The sequence below is a fragment of the Legionella pelazae genome, assembly GCF_052527395.1.
The window spans coordinates 1-22,601 of the sequence record NZ_JBNVZS010000008.1; the positions used below are offsets into that span (position 1 = coordinate 1).

Sequence of the window (22,601 nt, forward strand, 5' to 3'; positions counted from 1 at the left end):
GCCCCGAAGGCGTGATGCGTATTCTACTCATCTGCACCTCCTTGTCAAATACTTTTTTCCTTTTTTTCTCAATTATTTCCGATTTATTTTCCTAAACAGAAAACTATTTAACAACATGAATTTTTCTTAGGCTTTTTGGACGATTTTTATTATAACATAGTTTTAAATTTTTGCATTAATTTTGTACAAAAATAAATAAAATATTCTATGTCGTTAAAAACAATAAATATAACTTGCTCATTCTATTTATAAATTGATGGTTGCTTTTTTTCATATTTGCACTTTTCTTGTGCTTACGATAAGCTCAGTGGTTATTTTATTAGCAACAATGGAGCTTTATTATGCGAACTCTTTCTATTTTATTTCTTGCTTTAGGAATACAAGTAGGTTGGTCTATGCCACCGCACGTTCATGGTCATACAGATTCTCCTACTTTAGAACAGGCGGTTAGGATTGGTACTGATATAGATGGGAAAGCATTGTATTTATGTATTGCAAATCTTTTTAATAGTATTCAGCCAGGTAAAACTTGGGTTGGTTATGGTCGCTGCAATATTGCTTACGGTGGTAAAGAATATATTGTTAATGATTTTAAAGTTCCGCCACGTAATCTCTTTACCAATACCTCTTGGCAGAGAAACACAAGAAGTCCTGTTAAAATAGGACGGGATACAAATGGAAAACCGTTGTTTTTATGTCAGGCCCTTTATCGAGGCAGTAAGCAGCCAGGTAAAACTTGGCCAGGCTATAATCACTGTAATATTTCATATGCTGGTCAAGAAATTATTCTAAATATTTTCCAAACATTAGGAAATGGAAGGGTAAATCAACGTATCCACGGCCATAATCCTAATAGTCATACTCATGGCCATACACCAAGTCAAGTGATTGTTACTGAATATTATTAGAGCGCTTATATTGGTAAAACGTCATATCATAAGGATTTTTATCATCATGCGGTTGGTATTGTGTTTGAATACAATGCCAGACCGCTAGATCGAATTTAGGGAAAAAAACATCAGCGTCAAACTGATGATGAATCATTGTTAAATAAATTTGACTAGCGAGAGGTAAAAATTGTTCAAAAATAGTTGCACCACCAATAATCATTACTTCTGGCGCATCACCTGCTAATGCAATTGCATGCTTTAATGAACAGGCAATATCTACCCCGTCAATTTGCAAAGGTTGCGTAGTCAATACAATGTTTTGGCGCCCAGGTAGAGGTTTTCCAATGGATTGATAAGTTTTTTTACCCATTATAATAGGTTTACCCATCGTCAACTGTTTGAAATGCTTTAAATCGGCTGGCAAATGACAAAGTAATTGATTATCTTTTCCTAAACCATAATTTTCATCAATTGCCGCGACTAAACTAAATTTAGGCATATTTCTTAGCCCTTTGTTCTGACATAAATAGTGCGGTTTTAACAGCAGCAATTAGGCTTGCTGCGTTAGCCCGTCCAGTTCCAGCTAGCTCAAGCGCTGTTCCATGATCAACAGAAGTACGAATAATAGGTAAGCCCAAAGTAATATTGACTGCTTGTCCAAAGCCTGCATACTTTAGTACAGGTAAACCTTGATCATGATACATAGCAACAAAGGCATCTACTTTGCTTGTGTTGTGTGGAACAAACATAGTATCAGCTGGAAAAGGGCCTTGCACATCCATGCCTTGCTCTTTTAATATATTTAAGGTTGGAATAATAATATCTAATTCCTCGTGACCTAAATATCCTCCCTCACCTGCATGTGGATTTAAACCTGCAACCCAGATACGCGGATTTTTGATACCAAAATCCTTTTTTAAAGACTCTTGTAGTTGTTGCAATACATTACAAAGTAGATTTTCAGTTATTGCATTGGGAACTTCTTTAAGTGGTAAATGTGTTGTTACTAGCGCAACTTTCATTGTTGGGCAAGCCAACATCATAACGACCGTATCTACATCACAATAATGAGCCAAAAATTCAGTATGTCCGGTAAAAGGAATACCAGCATCATTAATAACTGCTTTATGTACAGGCGCTGTAACCAGAGCAGAAAATTTCTTTTCCAAACAATAGCTTGCGCCTACCGTTAACATACGAATAACATAGTCTGCATTCGCCGGATTTAATTTTCCTGCTTCAACTGCTTGGGTACATGGAATCGAAAGGACAACTAAACTATCAGGTTTAGTACTAAAATTATTTGCCTCTACATAATCAATAAAATTGATGGTTAATTGAAGTTTTTCAGCCCGATCTTGTAGCACTTTTTTATCAGCTAAGACAACAATGGGCAGATTAAGCTTAGCAAGAGCAAGGCAAATATCTGGACCGATACCGGCTGGTTCACCACTGCTTATCAACAGTGGCTTTATCATACTAATTCCTTATCAAGAATTTTAACATAAGCATTTGTCCTTAAATGTTGCTGCCAATTTTGGACAGCTTCACTAAATTTACGCTGCTGTAAAAATTGCATCACTTGCTGACGTTGGAAAGTAGCTGAATCATCAACGCGTTTACGCTCGAGTACTTCAATAATGTGCCAACCAAACGTCGATTTAACAGGTTTACTAATTTTATGCAGTGGTAAAGAGTTCATGGCTTTTTCAAATTGTGGAACTAATTCTCCTGCAGTAACCCATCCTAAATCGCCACCTTTTGCTGCACTTACTATATCAAGTGAATATTGCTTAGCCATTTCTGTAAAATCTTTTCCTGATTTTAATTGTTGGTAGAGATTATTGGCTTGACGTTTTGCTTCTTCTGCAGTCATGCTATTGTCTGGCTTTATTAAAATATGACGAACATGCGTTTTTACAACCTCATGTTTTTCATTTTTACCTCCGATAGCTACTAATTTAATAATTTGATATCCATTACCTGCTCGTAGTGGGCCTGCAACTTGCCCGGTTTTCATTTTTATAACTTCTTTAGCGAAGAGCTCAGGTAATTGTGCTAAATATCTATCGCCCAAATCGTCACTTTCTAAAATAAATCCGTTATTTGATTCTTCTGTAGCAATATGATTAAAATCAGCACCTTTTTGTAATTTGGCCAATACTTCATTAGCCTTCTCTTGCGCTTTTTTAAGCTCAGCAGAGGTAGGTTCTTCCGGTAGAGGAATTACAATATTTTGTAGGTGATAAGTAAATTTTGTTTTATCTTGATAAGCACCTGATTTTAGGTAATTCTCAACTTGCTCAGGCGTTACTCTAATGTCTTTACCAACAGCTTTTTGCTGTAAGCGCGCTATAATAATCTCTTTACGCAGATTTTCACGATAACGTTGCCAAGTCAGACCTTGTTGCTGCACTGCTTCTCTTAATTGAGATAATGACAAGCTGTTTTGCTCGGCAATTTTAGAAATTGCATCATTTAATTCAGCATTATCAACTGTAATGTTGTGTTGTTTCGCCAACTGTAACTGCAAGTCAATATTAATTAAATGCTGGAGAACTTGTTTTTTTAAAACATTCTCTGAAGGAAGCTCTACCTTCTTAGCGAGCATTTGTTGACGCAGTGTTTCTACTTGAGTATTTAACTCACTAGCAGTAATAACACTATCGTTTACTATCGCAACAACACGATCTAAAGGTTCAGCAAACGTAAATGCAGGTAACAACAGTAGCAAAAATGCAATACGCTTTAGCATGCGATATTCCTCATTTTGTTTTAGAGCGGCAATTTAGGCGATTTATACCCAAAATACAAGCAAATTGACTTTAAGGGTATAAATTCCTAGCAACTTTATACCTTAAATAGCTAGCGATGAAAACTATCTACATAACTTGGCAAAAATGTACGGATAATACTCGTTGGCGCGCTATTACCCAGTGAGCCAAGTCCTTTTAGTAATACTTGTAAATAAATATTATTATTATAACGTGGTGACGACTGTTGGCTTAAATTTTTAAATGTTCTTCCACCAACTAATCTTACTGCCCAACAACAACTATCGTACTGAACGCCCAAAAAAGACATCATTTCATAGCCTTTACTAATATTAAAGTTATAAGCGCCAAGTGTGCTCCATCGTTCATTAAAAGGCCAAGCATAGGAAAAGGTAACTTGATGCAGAGGGTTTACATCAAGATCATTATTAATGTAGGTAATATCCCCATTAGTCAAGTAGGTATAACCTAAGCTTACTATTTCATTAGGCCCAGGTTGGTAACTTAGATCTAAATGTCCATTATTAGTAGCATGAGTATTAACATCCCATACATAATCGCCTACCATTGTGATGGCCGGATTAAAATTATATGAAAAGCGTGAAGCAATCGGCGATTTATGGGGAAAAGGCGACACATATCCTAATGACAAAGGACTATCATAACAATCCTCAAGTAAGTTATGGCATAATTGAACTCGTCTTGGGGAAAAATAATAACTTTGCCCTATTGAAAATCGTGCTTTTTCTGTCCCTGTAACATCAGATATCCAACGCGTTGTTATTGCATAAGAGAGCTGATTTGCATCGCCAATTCTATCAAAGCCGGAGAATCGGTTTACACGAAATAACTGATCAAAATTAAAAATAGGATAAGCTGAATCATAGACAGGAATTCTTCTTTGATTATGATAAGGGACATATAAATAAAAAAGACGAGGCTCTAGAGTTTGATTAAAGCTTTCTCCCATAATTTGAGTAGGCCTATCAAAAAATAAACCACTATCAAGACTGTAACGCGGAATAGTATTACTATAATGCGAATTAGGAAGTGGGTCATTATGCCTAACATCATAGGCATTTTGCACCAGCTCAAAACCAGGCGTGATATATCCCCATGGTCGTGACTGAGGTAAGGATAAAACGGGGTTTAAATAATAACGCGGACCTTCAGGCATACTTATTAAGCTATTTGGCCAACGAAAATTATCATATTGAGCCATTAGGAAAAAATTCCCGTTTAAAGGTAAATTGTCATAAGAGCCACGCGCCGAAAGTTGAGGTAATCGCTGATAAATATCATTTACGGGTGTTAAATTAATTGGCTGCAGCGTTTGATAAGATTGTATTAAGCCGCGAAAAACCCAATTATTAAAGGTATAAGTTAATTCTCCTTCTCGCATTAATTGCCTTTCAGTAAGCAAAGCTAAGTTACTACTAAAATCTTGTAAATAATAGTCATCAGAAACTTGTTGTGCATTAATACGTAACCGCAAGTTTGGAGTAAAATATGTCATATCCTGAAATTGTAACGACCATCTATCTGTTGATGAGCCTCGCAGTTGTGGAAATCTATCTTCATTATTCCGAATAAAGTCGATATAAGCTCGATCATGCGGTAAAAAACTTGCATAAATAGTTCCAGTTGAACTTGCTGTTAAGTAACGAAATTGCTCCCCTAGCATAACACCGCGCCGTGTATATAAATGCGGATAAAATGTTGCATCATAATTAGGAGCGATATTCCAATAATAAGGGATAGAAAAATCAAGGCCACCTATATTTGTACTTCCGATAGTTGGCCATAAAAAGCCTGATTTCCTTTCTTTAGAGGTTGGAAAACTTATATATGGCGTATAAAAAATAGGAATATCGCCAATTAATAAACGAGCATCACGTGCAACTCCAACAGAATTAGCATCATCTAAATTAATCTTTTTTGCTTCTAGATGCCAAGCATTGTCTTGTGGCGCGCATGTACTATAGGTTGCTTTTGCTAGAAAATAATCTTTATTTGGAAAGCGCTCAATTAAGCCAGCCCGACCCCAAGCAGGTAATGCTGCGCCACGGCGAACTGAATTAAAACGGTATAAGACATCTTCCGCTTTTCCTGATTTTGTTTGTGGATTTATTGTTACTTTCCTAGCGATCATTAATCGGCCCGGCTCTTGATATCTAACAACGCCAAGTAATTCAATATCAGTTACTTGATTAGTTTTAGCATCTCGATAAATATAGGCTGTTTGGGCATTAAGTATTCTATTAGTTTGCCGTACTTCAATATTACCCCTTAGCTCAGAACGACCTGCGTTATAAAGTGACATTTTATTAGCAAATATTTGGATTTCATCGTCTCTTGCTAAGGGTTCTACATCAAGCGGTAAATAGCTACCCTGACATCTAGAATAGGAAGGACCTTCCTGCCATCCTAAACATTGGGCAAAATTAGCTCTGATAGCACTACTTAAATAAGTGTCTCGTGGTAATACACAAGCTTCTATAGGCTCTATTAATATTGCGGATGCGCTTGCATTTTTAAAATAGAAACCGGCTAAACTTAAAATACCTACAAATGTAATAGTAAAAAGAATACAATTTAGTCTCTTTCTGTTTGTTTTTAAAAGGGTAAACTTAAGAGCAATAGTCATATTATTAAATACCTGTAAGCACAGCGCGCTTGATAATTTGTCATATCCGCAATTACCCTTTTAAACAAAAAAGGTTAGGGAGTATAGCATGCATAGCCGCCAAAAGGCACTGAGCGATTGGTTAATACAAGTCTTTGGTTCAACTGAATTTTCTTTATCTCTTTTAACTGGCGATGCTAGTTTTAGGCAATATTATCGTTTAAATTTTGCAGGTAACTCTCACATTGTCATGGATGCCCCGCCAGAAAAAGAAAATTTAAAATCCTTTATTGAAATTGCCGATTTTTTTCGTGCTCATGGATTACTAACACCGAAAGTTTATGCTGTCAATAAATTAGCAGGATTTGCTCTTTTAGATGATTTTGGCGATACCTCACTCTTGAATCAGGTATCTACTAATACGGCAGATTCTTTATATAGATCTGCAATCGCAACATTACTGTTATTGCAGCAATGTCCTTTAGAAAGCGGGCATCAATTTCCCCATTTTGATCGTAACTTTATGCTAGGTGAATTAAATGTATTTACTCAGTGGTTTCTAGATGCCTATTTAAAATTAACGCTTACTCCAGAGGAAAAAAATTTAATCGATATCACCTTTAATTGGTTGATAGATGAAATTGAAAAACAACCTAGCGTAATTATTCACCGTGATTACCATTCAAGAAATATTATGCTTCCGGGTGCCGCATTTAACTATCAACTAGCTCTTATTGATTTTCAAGATGCAATGCAAGGACCTGTTACTTATGATTTAGTATCGCTGCTTAAGGACTGCTATATTCAGTTACCGCGAGAACAAATAAAGCGATGGCTAACTGTCTTTTACAAGCAATCATCTCATGTAAAACAATGGGATTTTCCTTCTTTTGTACGTGCTTTTGATTTATGTGGGCTACAGCGTCACTTGAAAATCCTAGGTATTTTTTGTCGTTTATATTTGCGTGACAAAAAACCTAATTATATACAAGATTTACCACTTACTCTGCATTATGTAACTGCCTGTCTAGAGAGCTATAAAGAACTAGAGGCGTTTTACTGTTTTATACAAAAAAGGATCCAGTTACCATGAAAACTGCAATGATTTTGGCTGCAGGTCGAGGCGAGCGGCTTAAACCTCTAACAAATTTTATTCCTAAAGCGATGTGTCAAATTTATGGGAAGCCTCTTATAGAACATCAGGTAACTAATTTAGCTCGCTCTGGCTTTAAGCGTATTGTTATTAATCACGCGTATTTAGGTGGGCAAATACGACAACATCTCGGTGACGGTAGACGATGGAATATTGAGATTTGTTATTCACCAGAGCCGCCTGGAGGCTTGGAAACAGGGGGCGGAATTGTTAATGCTTTACCACTCCTTGGCCAAGAACCATTTCTAGTACTTAACGGAGACATTTACACCGATTTCGACTTTACCTCTTTAAATTGCCTACCAAATTTTCTAGCGAATGTCGTCTTGGTTTCCAATCCGGCGCATAATCTTAAAGGAGATTTTGGCTTAGATGGCTTGCGATTGACAAATGAAAGCAAGTATACATTTGCCGGCATTACTTACTACCGGCCTGAGGTATTTCATCAATGCCCTATTGGCCGTTATTCACTAGTCCCTTTGCTACGCGAACTTACGGCTCAACAGAAAATAAGCGGCTTAATTTACGAAGGGACTTGGACTGACATTGGCTCACCAAAACAATTAGGCGATCTTAGATTGCAAACAAAAACATGCCTCATTGCTTAAATATCCATAAAGCACGCCAACCTAGATAATTCTAGGCAATTAGGTAGGCGTGGTTGGATTCGTTATCTCTGGTGTTTCTGGCTCAACAGTAGCCGGGGCTTCAGCAGCTGTAGGCGTAGGCTCCGGAGTTCTTGTCTCGGGAGTTTGCGTAGTACTAACAGGCTCAACTGGTTGCTCGACAACCCGAGGTTGTTCTGGATATGCATGCTGCTGAACTGAGGCAGTTACCTCATGTGTCGTATGATTTTTAAATTTATCATCTAGATAAGGAGCAAACCCATTATCTCTATCGACGATTAACTGTTTAACCCTCTCTGCATTTGCTTTAGTAGACTGGCCATTTTTATTCTCTTTTATTCGACCATCGCTGTCTGACTCATAAATCACACTGTCTTTACTAACCATTTCATTTTCAGCAAGCCAGCCATTAAATAAAGTATCAATCGCTGTAGCGGCTTCAGGGTCTAGCGGCTCACCATTTAAAGAAAATGCTCGCAATAGTTGAGCGTCATCGCTTATAGCAAAATCCATATGCAGATTACCACTCGCTAATGATTCTGGACTAAGCTCTTCTAAAAGAGAAATACCCATATTATGTTGAGCATTTTGAAAGTCAGTTTTAATAACATCAGGTCTACCTTGCCAAGGATCTGAGCGTTGGCCATATCTAAGTTCTATATTTTTTCCAAACCTATCCACCCTTTTTATCACTTCATCACTTGCTGCGATATTTACCTGACTAAGGGTTTCGGATAAACGCTTACATAAATAGTTAGCTGCCTCTGGCGTTAAGCTAGCTACTTCAAGAGCCTTTAGTATGGCTTCTTTATTAGGTGCACGAAGATAATCGCTCATATAAATCACCTGTTAAAGTATTAAGATTTAATTAATCAGTTTAGCTATAATCTTAAACAAAAAAATTAATATTTAAAAATTTATTTCAATATTATAACAAAATGGTGTCTTCTAGTGGGCCCCATTTAAAAATACAGCTGTTAAAAAGATGTAAATTAACGTGAGTTCGACATAAAAGAGATGCAGTCTCTTTTGGGTCGCTAAACGAACGTTATTCCGTAAAATGTGAAGCATTTATACGGGCTCTAGATCAAAAATAGACAAATTCTACATAGAAAATACTTGATATCTTTTATGTAGAATTCACGTTAAGCTAATCTAAAGGATTAGGTAGAGAATCGGCAACGGATTTGAACGTCTTAGACTTCATTGAGTCAGCTTTAAACTCATCAACCTGAATAGCATCCCATCTGGCCCGCTCTACGGCAACTATAGCATCCATTTCTTGCTGGCTAAGTTCGCCTTTATTAACTTTTTCAGTTAATTTCAATTTTAGATCGCCAAATGAATAGCGCTTTAAGTCAGGAACTTTAGCATAGAGATCTGCATTGGCTATTATTAACTGTAATGTATGTTCCATTTTATCAACGGCCTGCGTAGGATCGTCACTCAAATAAATCCATTTTTTTAATATATCGCGATAAGCATTATTTTTACTCATTAAGCGGGCTAAACGATGATCAAGATCATCACGCGGGCAGGCAATAGATTGGCCAAAAGGAAAAGCAAAAAAGCGCATTAAGCCACCTAAAATTCGTGAAGGAAAATTATCACAGAAGAGTATCATGGCTTTCTGAGCATTAAACAAACAGTAAGTAACAGCCCACCTGGCATGTACTTCTAAATCAGCATGTTGATTATTATGATGATAAAAACGCAGTGCAGCCATTGCCATATAAAGATAGGACATAGCATCAGCTAACCGCGCTGATAATCGTTCCTTTCTTTTTAAATCACCTCCCAAATAAATTAACGACAAATCAGCTAGCCAAGCAAAAGCATGACTTAAGCGAGCTATATATTGGTAATTTCTTTTTAAAGGATTTGCAGGTGCACTAATAAAAATCCCGCCTGTCCAAGCTGAGCAAATTGTTTTGGCAAAATTACGCATAAAATAGTAAATATGTTGCCAGAGTAGTTTATCAAAAGCTTCTCTGTTGTTGTGTGAGATAGCATAAAATTCCTCTCTTATAAAAGGATGACAAGCCATAGAGCCTTGGCCAAAAATAAGTAAATTTCTGGACATAATATTGGCCCCTTCGACTGTAATAGAAATAGGGATACTTGCATAATGATTAATAAGATAATTACGCGGGCCTGTAACAACTGCGCGTCCTGCGTGGATATCCATGGCATTATTAACAGCAATACGGCCAAATTCCGTATTAAAATATTTAGTAATGGCAGAAGCAACAGAAGGTTTTTTATGCTGATTTACTGCCTCAACTGTCAGTAATCTGGTTGCATTAATTAAATAATTAATTCCCCCAATCTCAGCTAACTTTTCCTCAATACCTTCAAATTGCCCAATTTCTACTTTAAATTGACGCCGGATACGGGCAAAAGCACTTGTTGTAATATAAGATACCGAAGAAGAAGCAGCTGCAAGCGCTGGTAAGGAGATCGAGCGGCCTATCGATAAGCACTCAACTAGCATTTGCCAGCCCTGCCCTGCTTTTTCTTGACCACCAATTATTGAGTTAATAGGGACAAAAATATTTTCTCCCCGAATAGTACCATTCATAAAGGGTTGATCAGCTGGTAGATGTCGATTACCTATTTCTAAATTCTCAGTGTCGCGTGGAATTAACAAACAGGTAATACCTTCTTGGCCAATACCATTTAGTAGACCTTCAGGATCTTTTAAATTAACAGCTAGCCCTATTAAAGTGGCAATGGGTGCTAAGGTAATCCAACGTTTATTTAAATTAATTGTTAAACCTAAAATTTCTTCTTTATTAATCATTTTTTTAGTAACAATTGCTTCTGATTGAATTGACGTTGCATCGCTACCTGCATCTGGCTCAGTTAGGGCGAAACAAGGAATATCCACGCCTTTAGCCAAATTTGGTAAATAACGTGTTTTTTGCTCTTCAGTGCCATAATAATGTAACAATTCACCAGGGCCTAAGGAGTTAGGAACCATCACCGTTACAGCAACTGCAGCTGAACGGCTCGCAATTTTCAGTACAATTTCTGAATGGGCACGTGCAGAAAACCCTTTCCCACCATATTCTTTAGAAATAACCAAACCTAAAAAACCATTTTCTTTAATATAAGACCATACTGCTTTAGGCAAATCTCGTTCCTGCGCTATAACCCAATCATCAATCATATTACATAAGGTTTGGGTTTCATTATCTAAAAAGGCTTGTTCCTCTGCCGTAAGTTCTGGTAAAGGCTCGGAAAGTTTTGACCAATTAGGCTCCCCTATAAATATATCTTGCTCAAGCCATGTATCGCCTGCATTTAAGGCTTCTTCTTCTGTCTTAGAAAGTTTAGGAATAGATTTAGCTGCTCTTTGATATAACTGATTTGTGATTTGAGCTCGAATTGCAGGTAAATACATTATTGCAATGATAGCTAATATAATGACCCATAAAATGAGAGCAATAATCCAAGGCATGCCAACAATAAATGTAGCAATTGCAAGATAGACAATACTACCTATCTCCCAGGTGGGCGATTTTAGACCATGATAAAGAACTAATAAGGTAAAAACCAAATAAATGAAAAATAAAAGTATGGCCATTTCTACTCCTTCCTTGTCTCAATGCAATAGACAGATCCTACCAGGAAAACTAAGCACTATATACTCCCTTATATACGATCTAAATGATTATGAATTAATTAATTTTTCTCTAAGCTAGGCATAATTAACATATTTATAACAGAGTGAACAAATTACTAATTAAAATTATTTTTTACGTTTTTCTTTATAAAACTTGCCTTATTTAGGTAAATACAATAGCGTAAATAGTTTCTCTAAGTTGTATTAAATATGAATAAACGACTCGTCTGGAATTTTGAAGTTAACTTAGATAAACCATTTGCTGTGGACCAATTATCAGCAAGAGCGCATGATCTCATTCGTTGGGAAATGCGGTACTTTTGGCCCGAAGATAAGATAATTACTTTATACAGTTTAGATTCTACTATTCTAAACCTTGCTCATGTTCAAATTAAAGAACGTTATGATAGTTACTATTTATTGCCGCAAAAGCATTTAAATATTAAAAAACGCAGAGAAGAATTATTTTATAAACCCTTATTAGCTCAAAAAGATCATTGCTATGGTTTCGGAAAAAAAATTAGTTTAAAGACGCTTCCTGCTGAACAAACACTACCGGGTTGTTCATCTTTGGATATAGGCGCTTTACTTAATTTACTTAAGTTACATGGAACAATAATTGACGTTGATAAAACAGCCTTAATCTATAAATTTTCATGTACGCCCACAATAAAATTAGAACTATCACGCTTAACGATTAACAAGCAAATTTATTTTAGTGCATCAATAGAAGGCCGCTCCTATGCGCTAGTATCAAAGCTAAGCCACCTCTTGCTTAAAGAAGAGTTTTCCTGCGACTATGTAACTTTCTTAAATCAACTTAATTATGATTAGTAAATTATTAACTTTAATATTGAGCTTTGGGAAGATTGGCCTTATCTCACTTGGCGGTGGTAATTCAATGCTTAAATTAATTGAAGTAGAGGCTGTTGATTATCGCCACTGGATAAGTAATGAAGAATTTATAAATATGCTTGGTTCAAGTTTCTTATTTCCAGGCTTAACGGCTGTAAAATTATCAGCTCTGATTGGCTATAAAGCAGCAGGAATATTAGGTCTAATATTTGCTGTTATTAGTATTAATTTACCTGGCTTAATATTAGCAGCAATAGGTTATCAGTTTTTAAATCAGCATAGCGGGCCAACTATTCAAAAAATAATGGTGCCTGTGCAATATGGGGCTTTAGTCTTGCTTGCTGCTACTGCTTTTTCTGTCGCTCAAGGTATTGTAAATGCCTATTATTCAATACCAATGGTCATTATGAGCATTGTATTTTTTTTAGCCTTAACCTACTTGCAGCTATCTCCGTTTTGGGGATTTATTGCCTTTATCGGTATTTGTTTTTTCCTAGTTCATTAGAGCTCTTGCGCCTCATTAAGTAATTGCATTACTCTATAGTGATAATATAGGTATGAGCAATAGTCGATTTAAAGCTTTATAGCATTTAACTTAAATTTCCTAACATTAAAATTATTTAGACTTACTCTGAAATGAGTTTTCAAAAGTTAAGAGTTAGGGAATCTTAATAATTTGCAGTGTGGGAAACGTCTAATTGGGAGCGCTGCATAACCTGGTACATGGTCACGAATTTAGATTGCGATAGTCGTCTCTCACAACGGACTGTTTAAAGATATGGACAGGGAGCACAAATTGACTAATACGTTGGACAATCCAGACTATTTCATCAATCGAGAATTTACAGCGCTAGCATTTAATGAGCGCGTTTTACAACTAGCGAAAGATGAGCGTATTCCTTTATTAGAAAGAGTACGATTTTTATGTATTTGTAGTGGGAACCTGGACGAATTCTTTGAAATTCGTATGGCTGGTCTAAAAGAAAAGTTAGTTCTCGCCTTACCTAAATTTGTCGATGGTATACGAATAAGTGATTTATTTAGTCAGCTTAGTAAACAAGCACATACTATTACCGATGATATTTATGCAACTTTTAATAAACACTTATTACCTGCCCTAAGAGCAGAGCGCATTTATATGCTTGATGTTGAAGAATGGACGGAAGATATTTACCTATGGGCAAGACACTATTTTAAAAACGAGATCTTACCTGTCGTCAGTCCAATTGCACTAGATTTAGCCCACCCTTTTCCCCGTTTATTTAATAAAAGCTTAAATTTTATTATTTCCCTACAAGGAAAAGATGCCTTTGACAGAAACATTGATTATGCTGTTATCCATGTCCCACGCTCTTTGCCCCGAATAATATCTTTACCTTCTGAATTATGCGTGGACGGTGGCAATTATTTGGTCTATCTTTCATCAATTATTCAGACTTATGTGCATCGTTTGTTTCCAGGTATGGAAATAAAGGGCTGCTATCCTTTTCGCCTAACTAGAAATAGTGATCTTTTTTTACGTGAGGAAGAAATCGAAGATTTAGCTGCTGCTGTGCAACGCGAACTCTTTTCTCGTCATTATGGTCATGTTGTTCGCCTTGAAATTGATAAAAGTTGTCCGCAAAAAATTGTCGATTTTCTTTTGCAAAAACATCACCTTCATCATGAAGATGCTTATTATTGTGATGGCCCTGTGAATTTACAGCGTTATTATAATGCAATTAATCGCCTAGATCGCCCCGACTTACTTTATCCACCATTTAGAGCTCAATACCCTCCCAGCATTACAAGCAAACGTCATCTATTTAATGTTTTAGATGAACGAGATATTTTATTACACCATCCATATCAAAGTTATGAGGTGGTAGTCGATTTTGTAAGGCAAGCTGCCGCTGATCCTAATGTTTTAGCGATTAAACAAACACTGTATCGTACCCATTCTGAATCTCAAATGGTTAAAGCACTTGTTGAAGCAGCACGTTCAGGCAAAGAAGTGACTACAGTTATTGAATTACGAGCTCGATTTGACGAAGAATCAAATTTAAAATTAGCAAACCGTCTGCATGAGGCAGGTGTATTGGTCCTTTATGGTGTAGTAGGTTATAAAACACATGCAAAAATGACGTTAGTCGTTCGACGTACCCATGGAAAGTTAAAGCAATATGTACATTTAGGAACAGGTAATTATCATGAACAAACGTCAAAGCTCTATACTGACTTTGGTTTACTAACAAGCGATCCTAATATCACTTCAGACACGCAAATTATCTTTCAGCAATTAACAGGCTTAGGTAGAGCAGTTAAGCTTAAGGCTCTTTGCCATTCACCATTTACCCTGCAAAAAGATTTATTAAATCACATTGAAGAATGTATTGATGCGGCCAAAGCGGGTAAAGAAAGTGAAATTAATATAAAGGTCAACGGATTGACTGACAAAATTATGATTAAAACCCTCTATAAAGCTTCACAAGCAGGGGTAAAAATTAATTTAATAGTCCGAAGCTTATGCTGCTTAAAACCCAATATAACGGGCATCTCGGATAACATACGAGTAATTTCTATTTTGGGACGTTTTTTAGAACATCATCGTGTGTATTATTTTCTGGCTGATGATAAAGAATATGTCTATTGCTCAAGCGCTGATTTAATGGAGCGTAACCTTTATAATCGCATTGAAATTTTATTTCCTATCTTAGATGAAGAAAATCGCAAGAGAATTAAAAACGAAATATTTAAAAATTATTTAAAAGATAATAAATCGGCCTGGGAAATGCAATCAGATGGAACTTATAAAGTATTAAGAAGTGGTCAACATAGTGCACAAGAGAAGTTATTACACTTATATAGTCAGGTGGATGAATAACCTATACTGCACTCAAATGGTTAAAACAATTTCTTGATTTAGTAAATTGTATTTCCCAATCCAACCATGCTTATTCGAAAAACCTGTTATGAAGAGCTTGGATTGTACAACAATCGATTAAGATAGTTTAAAGGTATTTAGGTCCACAGCTGACCCATTGTTAATCTGGCTCCCTAAAATGGATAAACACAATTGCCTTTAGCTCTTTAATAAATACTTCAAGGTCTTCCTATTACCTATTTTTTAGACTTTATCATTCTAAAATAGAACTGCCTTATATTGCCAATTACAATAGGTATAAAGCACTGGCTTCTATAGGTCCGCATGCTATTTAAAATAAGAAAACCATGCATTAGTTCATTTTATTACTATAACTCATAGCCTTATTAAAATTTAAATTATAGCATTTCACCAATTATTTTTACTCAATTTAAGCTTCGACAACTTGGTCAAGTACCTTTCTTAAATAGGTCTTATTTAGTTTATCCACCTTGCATATATTATTAATATAATCAGATAATGAGCCTTCCTGCTTGCCAGAGTATAGTTGTTCATTAAAATCTTTATTACCTTTTGGTAAAGTCAATGCATACTCAATTAACTCTATAAGGTCATCACGAACTGGATCATAGGGAACAATATTTTTTGATATTTTCTTAAGAAATGCCTTGTCGCGATTATCATAGGTATTGGTTATGGATGGTATTCCTGAGGCAGCTGCTTGATAAGCGATAATACCAGGATGAGCAGAATAAATCATTGACACAACCACATCACTTGAAGAAAGCAGATCAATATATGCTTGCTTTGAAAGTTTACTTAGCACATAAATTTGCGTACCATTTACCTCATAAGAGTAGCGAGTATCAACTGTACCAACCATGTAAATAGTATACCCTTGATGCTTCATACAAAATGCTTCAGCAGTCTCACGTAAAAGATTTGATAGATTTCGTAAGTTAAAACCCTCTGGGCGAAAATAGAAAAAGAGCTTTTTAGTTTTCTTTTCTAAGGCATTTATAGGCTCAATTTTAGGACTGGTAATATAGACTTTATTATCCTCTGTAATAAGATTTTTATTTACTAAGAAACGCTTTAAGAGCTCAGTAGAAAGAATAAGGTTACGTGCATTATAAATTGCTTTTTCTACCTCTATATACCTCTCACTTAAAGGATAATCGCACGCTTCAAATTCCTGACAATAATAAATTGTTTTATTAACGTCATTAAATAAACGCAAGGCTTTATGAAAAAGATGATGATTAAAGCAAACAATAAGAGTAGGCGTACAATCAAGGTTGCCCAGGTCACTCTCATGAATAACTTCAATATGATCAGCATAGCGAGTTGCAAGGCTTGGCATGAACTCTGCAGATTCTACAGATAAGACTATTTTTTTAAACTGGCTAAATACAAGAGCAAAGTCATTAAAAAAAGCCGTATATCCACCATAAAAAATATCTTCTTGTAGATGAGAAAATAAAATAAGGAGAAAAGACTCTTTACTCTCTACTAAAATCGGTAAAGCTTCATACTTCGGGAAGGAAGGATGAATATTTTTCGGAGAAAATAAGCCTTTAGGATAGTTAGGCGCCATAGAAAATTTTTTTTGGATCTGATTATTGCTCCATATTCTGCGTTCATCTTTGCCATTTAGACAGTAATGGATATATCCACAAGGAATTCTTGCCTTTGCAACGGCCTCTGCTACATCTTGATGTGCAGCTAAGTAAAATTCTTCATTAAAATCAATTAAACTCTGCTCACCTTTAATTAGTTTATGAAGCTCGTGTTGAAATTCTAACAGGCTTAAGTGTTTATAATCTGACTTTTTGTAAGCTAGCTCCTCTATATGTAAAAAAGGCGATGGCTCTTCGTCTCTTATATTGATTAATTTGTATTGGTGGGTATCAATAAAGTTAACCAAATCTATTGGATTTGTTATTGAGCTAGTTTGATTAGTTATTGTTTGAGTATTTAGGCTAATTTTAATCCATTTATATCCTTCATGCTCACATAGAAAGAAATATAGTCTTTCTATAGCATGTGCTAATGTGCCATCCGTTTCATGATTACCTTCAGGAAAATCATTATAGCTCAGCTGAGTATCTATTAACGATTTTAAACTCGCTGATCTACCCCAAAACATAGACCCGGAAGGAAAATCTATTCGATTATTTTTATATAATTCTATTCCTATCTTTTTTGCAAAATCTTGCGAAATTTTAAAATTATTTCCCCATCCTATATAGGGGCGTAGTAAAGGGAAATGCTCAGGCGCAATTATACCTAAATCTTTATCTTGTCTAAATGCCTCAAAAATACTTCGAATAATTCTTTCAGAGCCTAGTAAGGTCTCAAATAAATAATTCCGCCAACCTCTACTTCTGTAATGTGGTGATTTTTTTGTATGGATATGCAGGAAAAACTCATATTGAGAATAAATGTGAGCAAATTCAATTACCTTCGGCGCAATATCTCTACCACGATTCTCAACGACTTTTACACTTACAGATCCTCTTGTCCACTCTAAAAAATAGTTTTCAATTTCCGCCTTTTTTGCTTGAGTATCAGTGGTAATAAATAGGTCAAATGGGAAGGGAATATTTTTCAAATAACCTGAAATTTCCTCTAAAAGATCGACATAAAACATATGGCACATGACTGCAATTTCTGGAGCCGTTGTCCATTTTTCAAATGAATAACTTAACGGGACTTGCAAACAATAACTCGCAGGAGCACCAGTACCCACGAGGGATTGTACCGTTAAAAAACTAGAAATTGTTTCTCTAATGCCTCCATATGCACGACATTTTTGCAATAATTGTCCAGAAATAGAATATTGTAAAAATTTGATGGAACCTCTAGAAATTAATAAAAAACGCCAGTAGTAAGGACGATCTTTTATTCTAGCTTGTATTTTTTCCTTAAACCTCTGGTAACCTTCTTCTTTGTAAACCTGATAACCCTTTTTTGCCAAGTAAGTAACTCTTTTAAACTTTAACATTGTACTTCCTATAATTCGAACTGGTTTAGAAATCTTCCAGCTTAAAGAATTTTTAATAGCTTCCAATTGGTTTTTGTATTCCAAACTAGAGGTATTCTGACTATTAGCATATTGAGAGAGCTCTCTATGCTGATTACTTAATGCATTAAGTTGATTGAAAAGTTCATTATACTGATTAGACAATTCCTTATATTGGTTAGTTATCTGCTCAAGCTCATAAGTTAAAGCTCGACTTTGCTGATCTTTATCTTGTATAGCTTGACCTAAATTACTAGAGGAGAGCAGAATATCTAGAGGCCAGTGTACTTCACTATTGATGGCCAACCCTATAACTTCACTATATATTTTTTCTTCAAGCTGGCTATATTGTCTTATCTTGTCTTGATTAATTTCAAATCCTGCTTCTCTATAGGCTTCTAGAAAGAAATCTAGGCGAGTTTTTATGTTAGGGCAAATCGGTTTTCCAAACCTAGAAAGATTATTAATTAGAGCCAGTAAGCATCTAAATAAAATAAAACCTACTGACAAAGTCTGTTTAATAATCCATTCTTTATCAATTAAATGAGGTTTACCGTCTGGACTAATAATAATATTTCCGCCCATATCAAAACACTTACCTGGTAAAGGCGTATCAACAGTAATTGAATCTACGGGTATGGTTAGGTTACATAATGACAAAATAACATTAATATAACGATGTAAAAAATTGCCTACTTCTCGAATATGCCATCCGTCTTGAGTTACAATCCTAATTAAATCATCTATAAGTAGTTTACCAGATATATAAGGAGCTTTATCTTCTAGTGAATGAGTTACCCATTCTGTCTTTACAGGGTCAATTGGTCTAGAGGCTAGTAGATGATAACAAACGTCAATAGCTCCGGCCTCTGTTTGTTTAAAGATAGTTGCTTTGCTAAAGTAGCTTCGCCTTTCAGTACTGTAATGATAAGCAAGTATATTAGTTTTTAATAACTCATTTGCCGCCGATTGATTAGCTTCAATTAAAAATGAATTAGCGAAATCTAAAGCCACCTTATTATTACAGAGACTAGGCCACACTAATTCAGGTGAAAAAGATAAAATACTCGGTAATTGTGGATCTTTTTTAACTGAAGCTTTGATTAAAGCTATTGGATCAAACTCCTCATGAGTAAACCCTTGCTCACTGATAATCGTTACTGGAAATTTATAATCGGGAAACGAGCCAAAAAAATTTGAAGAAGCAAAACCTGCTTGTTTAATATAATTTGTCAAAACTTGACGGCCATAAGTCTGAGGCTCATTATTACGATAACGCTCTTCAATACCATACATAGGTAAGCCTAAGTGATCTTCAGGAGCACCAGCAAAATATTTTAAACCGAGCTGATTTTCAATAGCTATAATTAATTTGCCATCAGGTTTTAAAAATTGGCGAGCCCGTCTTAATAAGGCTAATACAGATGGCTCTTCTTCGGAAGGCATATACATATTAGCATACTCTAATACGCCGATTAGCGTAATGAAATCAAATTTCTTATCTCCTTGAAATTGATCAAAACGTTCACAGACCACCTCTATATTTTTTAAATTGCGTGTACGCGTTCGCGTGATTGCAGCACGTCGGTGAGTACCTTCTAGAGCAATGACATTTGCATTACTTTCTCCTAAGAAGCGTGTTATTGCTCCACACCCAGCGCCTATTTCTAGTACATCTGCACCATTAAGTTCATCTTCAAAAGGTCTCATAAGATTAGCTCTGGCACCACTTAAATGGTAAAGTAAAGGCCAATCTGCCCAGTACTTTTTTAATTCGTTAGATAATACACTTACATCGTTTGCCTCTGCTAAAATACAAGCAAGACGTTCTTCAATCTCATCGCCGTCACTGTAGGCAATGCTTTGATAATCAGGGCGAGACCATACTTGGGTTTTACTGTCTAGAATATAATCAGAATTAGGAGTAAATAAAGAGTTCATTAAGAAATTTCCTCTACTGTTAACGTAAGACCCAAGTTAGCAAGTCCAGAAAAGTTTGTTCCAGATTTTACATGAAAGTGAATTGAGTCATACCTTCTATCATGAGGAATAACCTCTTCGCCTTCGCGGGTGGCAATACCTAGAGAAATAAAATAATCTCCCGAAGCTAGTAAGCATTGAAATGAAGCATGAAATTGATAGACTTGGCCTGGAGCCCACACTCTTTTTAACTCTGATAAGTCCAGCATTTCTGAATTAGTGCCATAGACGGTAATTCCTTCAGTAGTCTTAATGGTGATACCAAGGATTGGGCGTACTAGTTCATGCATTAATTTTACTGAAACACTTAATAAAATATTCTGGCCCGAATAGACTGAAGCCGGATAAGGTTCGTCATCTGCCTGCATATAAAAATCAAGTATTTTGGCTTTTTTATCGCCCCAACGATATTCATTAGGGTTATAACCTGAGTGACTAGAAAATACATCTTCTGTAATATTTAAGCAGTGCTTTAGTGAGAGGTTAGACAATAAAATGGTTTTTTTTGATTCTATTTCAGTAGGGGGAAGACTCTTTACTGGTTGCTTACCAAATAATAAATCCATATACCTATTGGTAACATCTAAAGGTCTACCAGTTTCTAAGATTACACCATTATCTAACAAAATTGAGTGCGAGCAATGCTTAATAATTTGATCGCTTGAATGCGTAACTAAAAGTATACTTGTCCCATTCTCTTTTAATATCCGCAAACGTTCAAAACATTTAGCCTGAAATTTAACATCTCCTACTGCAAGAGCTTCATCAACAATTAAGATGTCAGGATTAATTTGAGCTTGAACAGCAAAAGCTAACCTTACCATCATCCCACTGGAATAAGTCTTTACAGGTTGATCCATAAAGTTTTTCATATCAGCAAAAGCGACAATATCTTCATAAAGCTCATCTATTTCATCTGGAGTAAGCCCAAGGATTGAAGCATTCATGTACACATTTTCACGACCTGTAAACTCCGGATTAAATCCTGAACCAAGCTCTAATAGTGCAGCAATTCGGCCAGTTTTTCTTATTGTACCTTCAGTAGGTAGCAATGTTCCGCAGATAATTTGTAAAAGAGTTGATTTGCCTGAACCATTACGGCCAATAATACCAACTGTTTCGCCTCTTTTAACGGTAAAAGATATATTTTTTAATGCCCAAAATTCTTTAAAATAGTTTTTTGCTTGATTTGTAAACCTTTTCTGAAAAGGCGGAAGAAGGAATTGCTTGAGCCTATCTTTGGGTGTTTCATAAACTTGATAGCATTTACTGAGACTGTTTACACTAATACATACATCATTAGAGGACATCCGCAAACCCCCTTCTCGTTTTTTGAAAGAGAATATACCCTAACCAAGCAAAGGTACTGGCAGCTAATGTATAAAAACCTAAGCCAATCCAATTAGGTAAATTTCCCCACAATAAGATGTCTCGCATTTGCTCAATAATAAAGGTCAAAGGGTTAACCATAATAATGGGTCTATATTTTTCAGGTACAGCGGTAATTGGATAAAATACAGGAGAAAGAAAAACCAACATGGTAGTTAATACAATAATAAACTGCCCAATATCACGCAAAAATACACCTAATGCTGAGAAAATCCATGCTAAGCCTAATATAAATAAGGAGAGAGGGAATAAAATTATTGGCGTAAAAAATAAAGTTAAATGGATATAACCCTTTAATAAGAAAAAAGACAGTAATAATACTAATATACTAATAATAGCGTTAAATAAAGCTGAACATAATGTGATAACTGGCAATATTTCTAACGGAAATACTACTTTTTTAACATAATTATTATTAGAAATAATTAAATTTGGGGAGCGATTTATGACCTCAGCAAAAAAGCTCTGTATAATTAGCCCCACAAAAAAAATTAATCCAAATTGAAAAGGATCCGTATTACCTACACCTTCCCAGCGCGCATGAAAAATTTGCGAAAAGACGAATGTATATACGATTAACATACTTAAAGGGTTAAAGAAAGTCCAGGTAAAGCCTAAAAGTGATCCTCGATAGCGACTTGCTACCTCTCTTTTAGACATTTGTAAGATTAAATACTTATTCGACACAAGACTCTTAATGAGAGCAAAAGGTGATGTTGGCTGTTTAAGCCAACAAGAAAGTACTGCAATTGAGTTAGTAAAGCTTTTTGCTGTTTTTGAATTTGTACTCAT

General features: G+C 35.6%; 15 protein-coding genes. 6 read left to right on the top strand and 9 right to left on the bottom strand.

All coding sequences use genetic code 11. The annotated features are described in order from the left end of the window. Positions 1-341 precede the first annotated feature (341 nt). On the top strand, positions 342-908 hold the full coding sequence (locus tag ACQUW5_RS09340) for a DUF3421 domain-containing protein (RefSeq protein ID WP_444990973.1): 567 nt from the start codon (positions 342-344) through the stop codon (positions 906-908). On the opposite strand, the gene ACQUW5_RS09345 is transcribed toward ACQUW5_RS09340, so the two are convergent. The 4 genes from ACQUW5_RS09345 to ACQUW5_RS09360 form a co-directional block, all read right to left on the bottom strand. Continuing rightward, positions 892-1,389, bottom strand: a complete 498-nt coding sequence (locus ACQUW5_RS09345) for a dihydrofolate reductase (protein WP_444990974.1) — start codon at positions 1,387-1,389, stop codon at positions 892-894. The two genes, ACQUW5_RS09340 and ACQUW5_RS09345, sit on opposite strands and share 17 nt — an antisense overlap. Next, positions 1,382-2,365 carry a 4-hydroxythreonine-4-phosphate dehydrogenase PdxA gene (gene pdxA, locus ACQUW5_RS09350; protein WP_444991092.1) on the bottom strand — a complete coding sequence of 328 codons (984 nt, stop codon included), beginning with the start codon at positions 2,363-2,365 and terminating at the stop codon, positions 1,382-1,384. The genes ACQUW5_RS09345 and pdxA overlap by 8 nt, the downstream gene beginning before the upstream one ends. After that, positions 2,365-3,645, bottom strand: coding sequence for a peptidylprolyl isomerase (locus tag ACQUW5_RS09355; protein ID WP_444990975.1), 1,281 nt, complete (start codon positions 3,643-3,645; stop codon positions 2,365-2,367). Before ACQUW5_RS09355 ends, pdxA begins: the two co-directional genes overlap by 1 nt. 110 nt (positions 3,646-3,755) lie before the next feature. Beyond that, positions 3,756-6,311 carry an LPS-assembly protein LptD gene (locus tag ACQUW5_RS09360; protein WP_444990976.1) on the bottom strand — a complete coding sequence of 852 codons (2,556 nt, stop codon included), beginning with the start codon at positions 6,309-6,311 and terminating at the stop codon, positions 3,756-3,758. Positions 6,312-6,399: 88 nt separating this feature from the next. Between ACQUW5_RS09360 and ACQUW5_RS09365 the strand changes: the two genes are divergently transcribed. Next, a complete protein-coding gene (locus tag ACQUW5_RS09365) occupies positions 6,400-7,383 on the top strand; it encodes an aminoglycoside phosphotransferase family protein (protein ID WP_444990977.1) in 984 nt (327 codons plus the stop codon). Next, positions 7,380-8,051 carry an N-acetylmuramate alpha-1-phosphate uridylyltransferase MurU gene (gene murU / locus ACQUW5_RS09370; protein ID WP_444990978.1) on the top strand — a complete coding sequence of 224 codons (672 nt, stop codon included), beginning with the start codon at positions 7,380-7,382 and terminating at the stop codon, positions 8,049-8,051. Before ACQUW5_RS09365 ends, murU begins: the two co-directional genes overlap by 4 nt. 39 nt (positions 8,052-8,090) lie before the next feature. On the opposite strand, the gene ACQUW5_RS09375 is transcribed toward murU, so the two are convergent. Continuing rightward, the gene (locus ACQUW5_RS09375; protein ID WP_444990979.1) at positions 8,091-8,906 is read right to left on the bottom strand and encodes a hypothetical protein; all 816 of its coding nucleotides are present in this window, start codon (positions 8,904-8,906) and stop codon (positions 8,091-8,093) included. A gap of 313 nt (positions 8,907-9,219) precedes the next feature. Next, positions 9,220-11,658 carry an acyl-CoA dehydrogenase gene (locus ACQUW5_RS09380; protein ID WP_444990980.1) on the bottom strand — a complete coding sequence of 813 codons (2,439 nt, stop codon included), beginning with the start codon at positions 11,656-11,658 and terminating at the stop codon, positions 9,220-9,222. Between the two features lie 249 nt (positions 11,659-11,907). On the opposite strand from ACQUW5_RS09380, the gene ACQUW5_RS09385 reads away from it, so the two are divergent. The 3 genes from ACQUW5_RS09385 (at position 11,908) to ppk1 (ending at position 15,415) form a co-directional block, all read left to right on the top strand. Continuing rightward, positions 11,908-12,531 (top strand): hypothetical protein, encoded by a 624-nt coding sequence (locus tag ACQUW5_RS09385; protein WP_444990981.1) that lies wholly within the window; start codon positions 11,908-11,910, stop codon positions 12,529-12,531. Continuing rightward, on the top strand, positions 12,524-13,057 hold the full coding sequence (locus ACQUW5_RS09390) for a chromate transporter (protein WP_444990982.1): 534 nt from the start codon (positions 12,524-12,526) through the stop codon (positions 13,055-13,057). The genes ACQUW5_RS09385 and ACQUW5_RS09390 overlap by 8 nt, the downstream gene beginning before the upstream one ends. 273 nt (positions 13,058-13,330) lie before the next feature. Next, positions 13,331-15,415 carry a polyphosphate kinase 1 gene (gene ppk1, locus ACQUW5_RS09395; RefSeq protein ID WP_444990983.1) on the top strand — a complete coding sequence of 695 codons (2,085 nt, stop codon included), beginning with the start codon at positions 13,331-13,333 and terminating at the stop codon, positions 15,413-15,415. Positions 15,416-15,845: 430 nt separating this feature from the next. Here the strand turns inward: ppk1 and ACQUW5_RS09400 are convergent, their stop codons facing one another. The 3 genes from ACQUW5_RS09400 to ACQUW5_RS09410 are packed head-to-tail and all read right to left on the bottom strand — an operon-like array spanning position 15,846 to position 22,601. Next, positions 15,846-20,381, bottom strand: a complete 4,536-nt coding sequence (locus ACQUW5_RS09400; RefSeq protein WP_444990984.1) for a rhamnosyltransferase WsaF family glycosyltransferase — start codon at positions 20,379-20,381, stop codon at positions 15,846-15,848. Beyond that, positions 20,381-21,730: an ABC transporter ATP-binding protein gene (locus tag ACQUW5_RS09405; RefSeq protein ID WP_444990985.1), complete on the bottom strand. Its 1,350-nt coding sequence runs from the start codon at positions 21,728-21,730 to the stop codon at positions 20,381-20,383. Before ACQUW5_RS09405 ends, ACQUW5_RS09400 begins: the two co-directional genes overlap by 1 nt. Beyond that, positions 21,720-22,601: an ABC transporter permease gene (locus tag ACQUW5_RS09410; protein ID WP_444990986.1), complete on the bottom strand. Its 882-nt coding sequence runs from the start codon at positions 22,599-22,601 to the stop codon at positions 21,720-21,722. Before ACQUW5_RS09410 ends, ACQUW5_RS09405 begins: the two co-directional genes overlap by 11 nt.

What these genes read in the sequence shown, in the direction of transcription:
- ACQUW5_RS09410 (WP_444990986.1), bottom strand. Translation starts at nt 22,601, where the DNA reads ATGAGTACAAATTCAAAAACAGCAAAAAGCTTTACTAACTCAATTGCA.
- murU (WP_444990978.1), top strand. Translation starts at nt 7,380, where the DNA reads ATGAAAACTGCAATGATTTTGGCTGCAGGTCGAGGCGAGCGGCTTAAA.
- ACQUW5_RS09405 (WP_444990985.1), bottom strand. Translation starts at nt 21,730, where the DNA reads ATGTCCTCTAATGATGTATGTATTAGTGTAAACAGTCTCAGTAAATGC.
- ACQUW5_RS09365 (WP_444990977.1), top strand. Translation starts at nt 6,400, where the DNA reads ATGCATAGCCGCCAAAAGGCACTGAGCGATTGGTTAATACAAGTCTTT.
- ACQUW5_RS09345 (WP_444990974.1), bottom strand. Translation starts at nt 1,389, where the DNA reads ATGCCTAAATTTAGTTTAGTCGCGGCAATTGATGAAAATTATGGTTTA.
- ppk1 (WP_444990983.1), top strand. Translation starts at nt 13,331, where the DNA reads ATGGACAGGGAGCACAAATTGACTAATACGTTGGACAATCCAGACTAT.
- ACQUW5_RS09340 (WP_444990973.1), top strand. Translation starts at nt 342, where the DNA reads ATGCGAACTCTTTCTATTTTATTTCTTGCTTTAGGAATACAAGTAGGT.
- ACQUW5_RS09375 (WP_444990979.1), bottom strand. Translation starts at nt 8,906, where the DNA reads ATGAGCGATTATCTTCGTGCACCTAATAAAGAAGCCATACTAAAGGCT.
- ACQUW5_RS09400 (WP_444990984.1), bottom strand. Translation starts at nt 20,381, where the DNA reads ATGAACTCTTTATTTACTCCTAATTCTGATTATATTCTAGACAGTAAA.
- ACQUW5_RS09360 (WP_444990976.1), bottom strand. Translation starts at nt 6,311, where the DNA reads ATGACTATTGCTCTTAAGTTTACCCTTTTAAAAACAAACAGAAAGAGA.
- ACQUW5_RS09355 (WP_444990975.1), bottom strand. Translation starts at nt 3,645, where the DNA reads ATGCTAAAGCGTATTGCATTTTTGCTACTGTTGTTACCTGCATTTACG.
- ACQUW5_RS09390 (WP_444990982.1), top strand. Translation starts at nt 12,524, where the DNA reads ATGATTAGTAAATTATTAACTTTAATATTGAGCTTTGGGAAGATTGGC.
- ACQUW5_RS09380 (WP_444990980.1), bottom strand. Translation starts at nt 11,658, where the DNA reads ATGGCCATACTTTTATTTTTCATTTATTTGGTTTTTACCTTATTAGTT.
- ACQUW5_RS09385 (WP_444990981.1), top strand. Translation starts at nt 11,908, where the DNA reads ATGAATAAACGACTCGTCTGGAATTTTGAAGTTAACTTAGATAAACCA.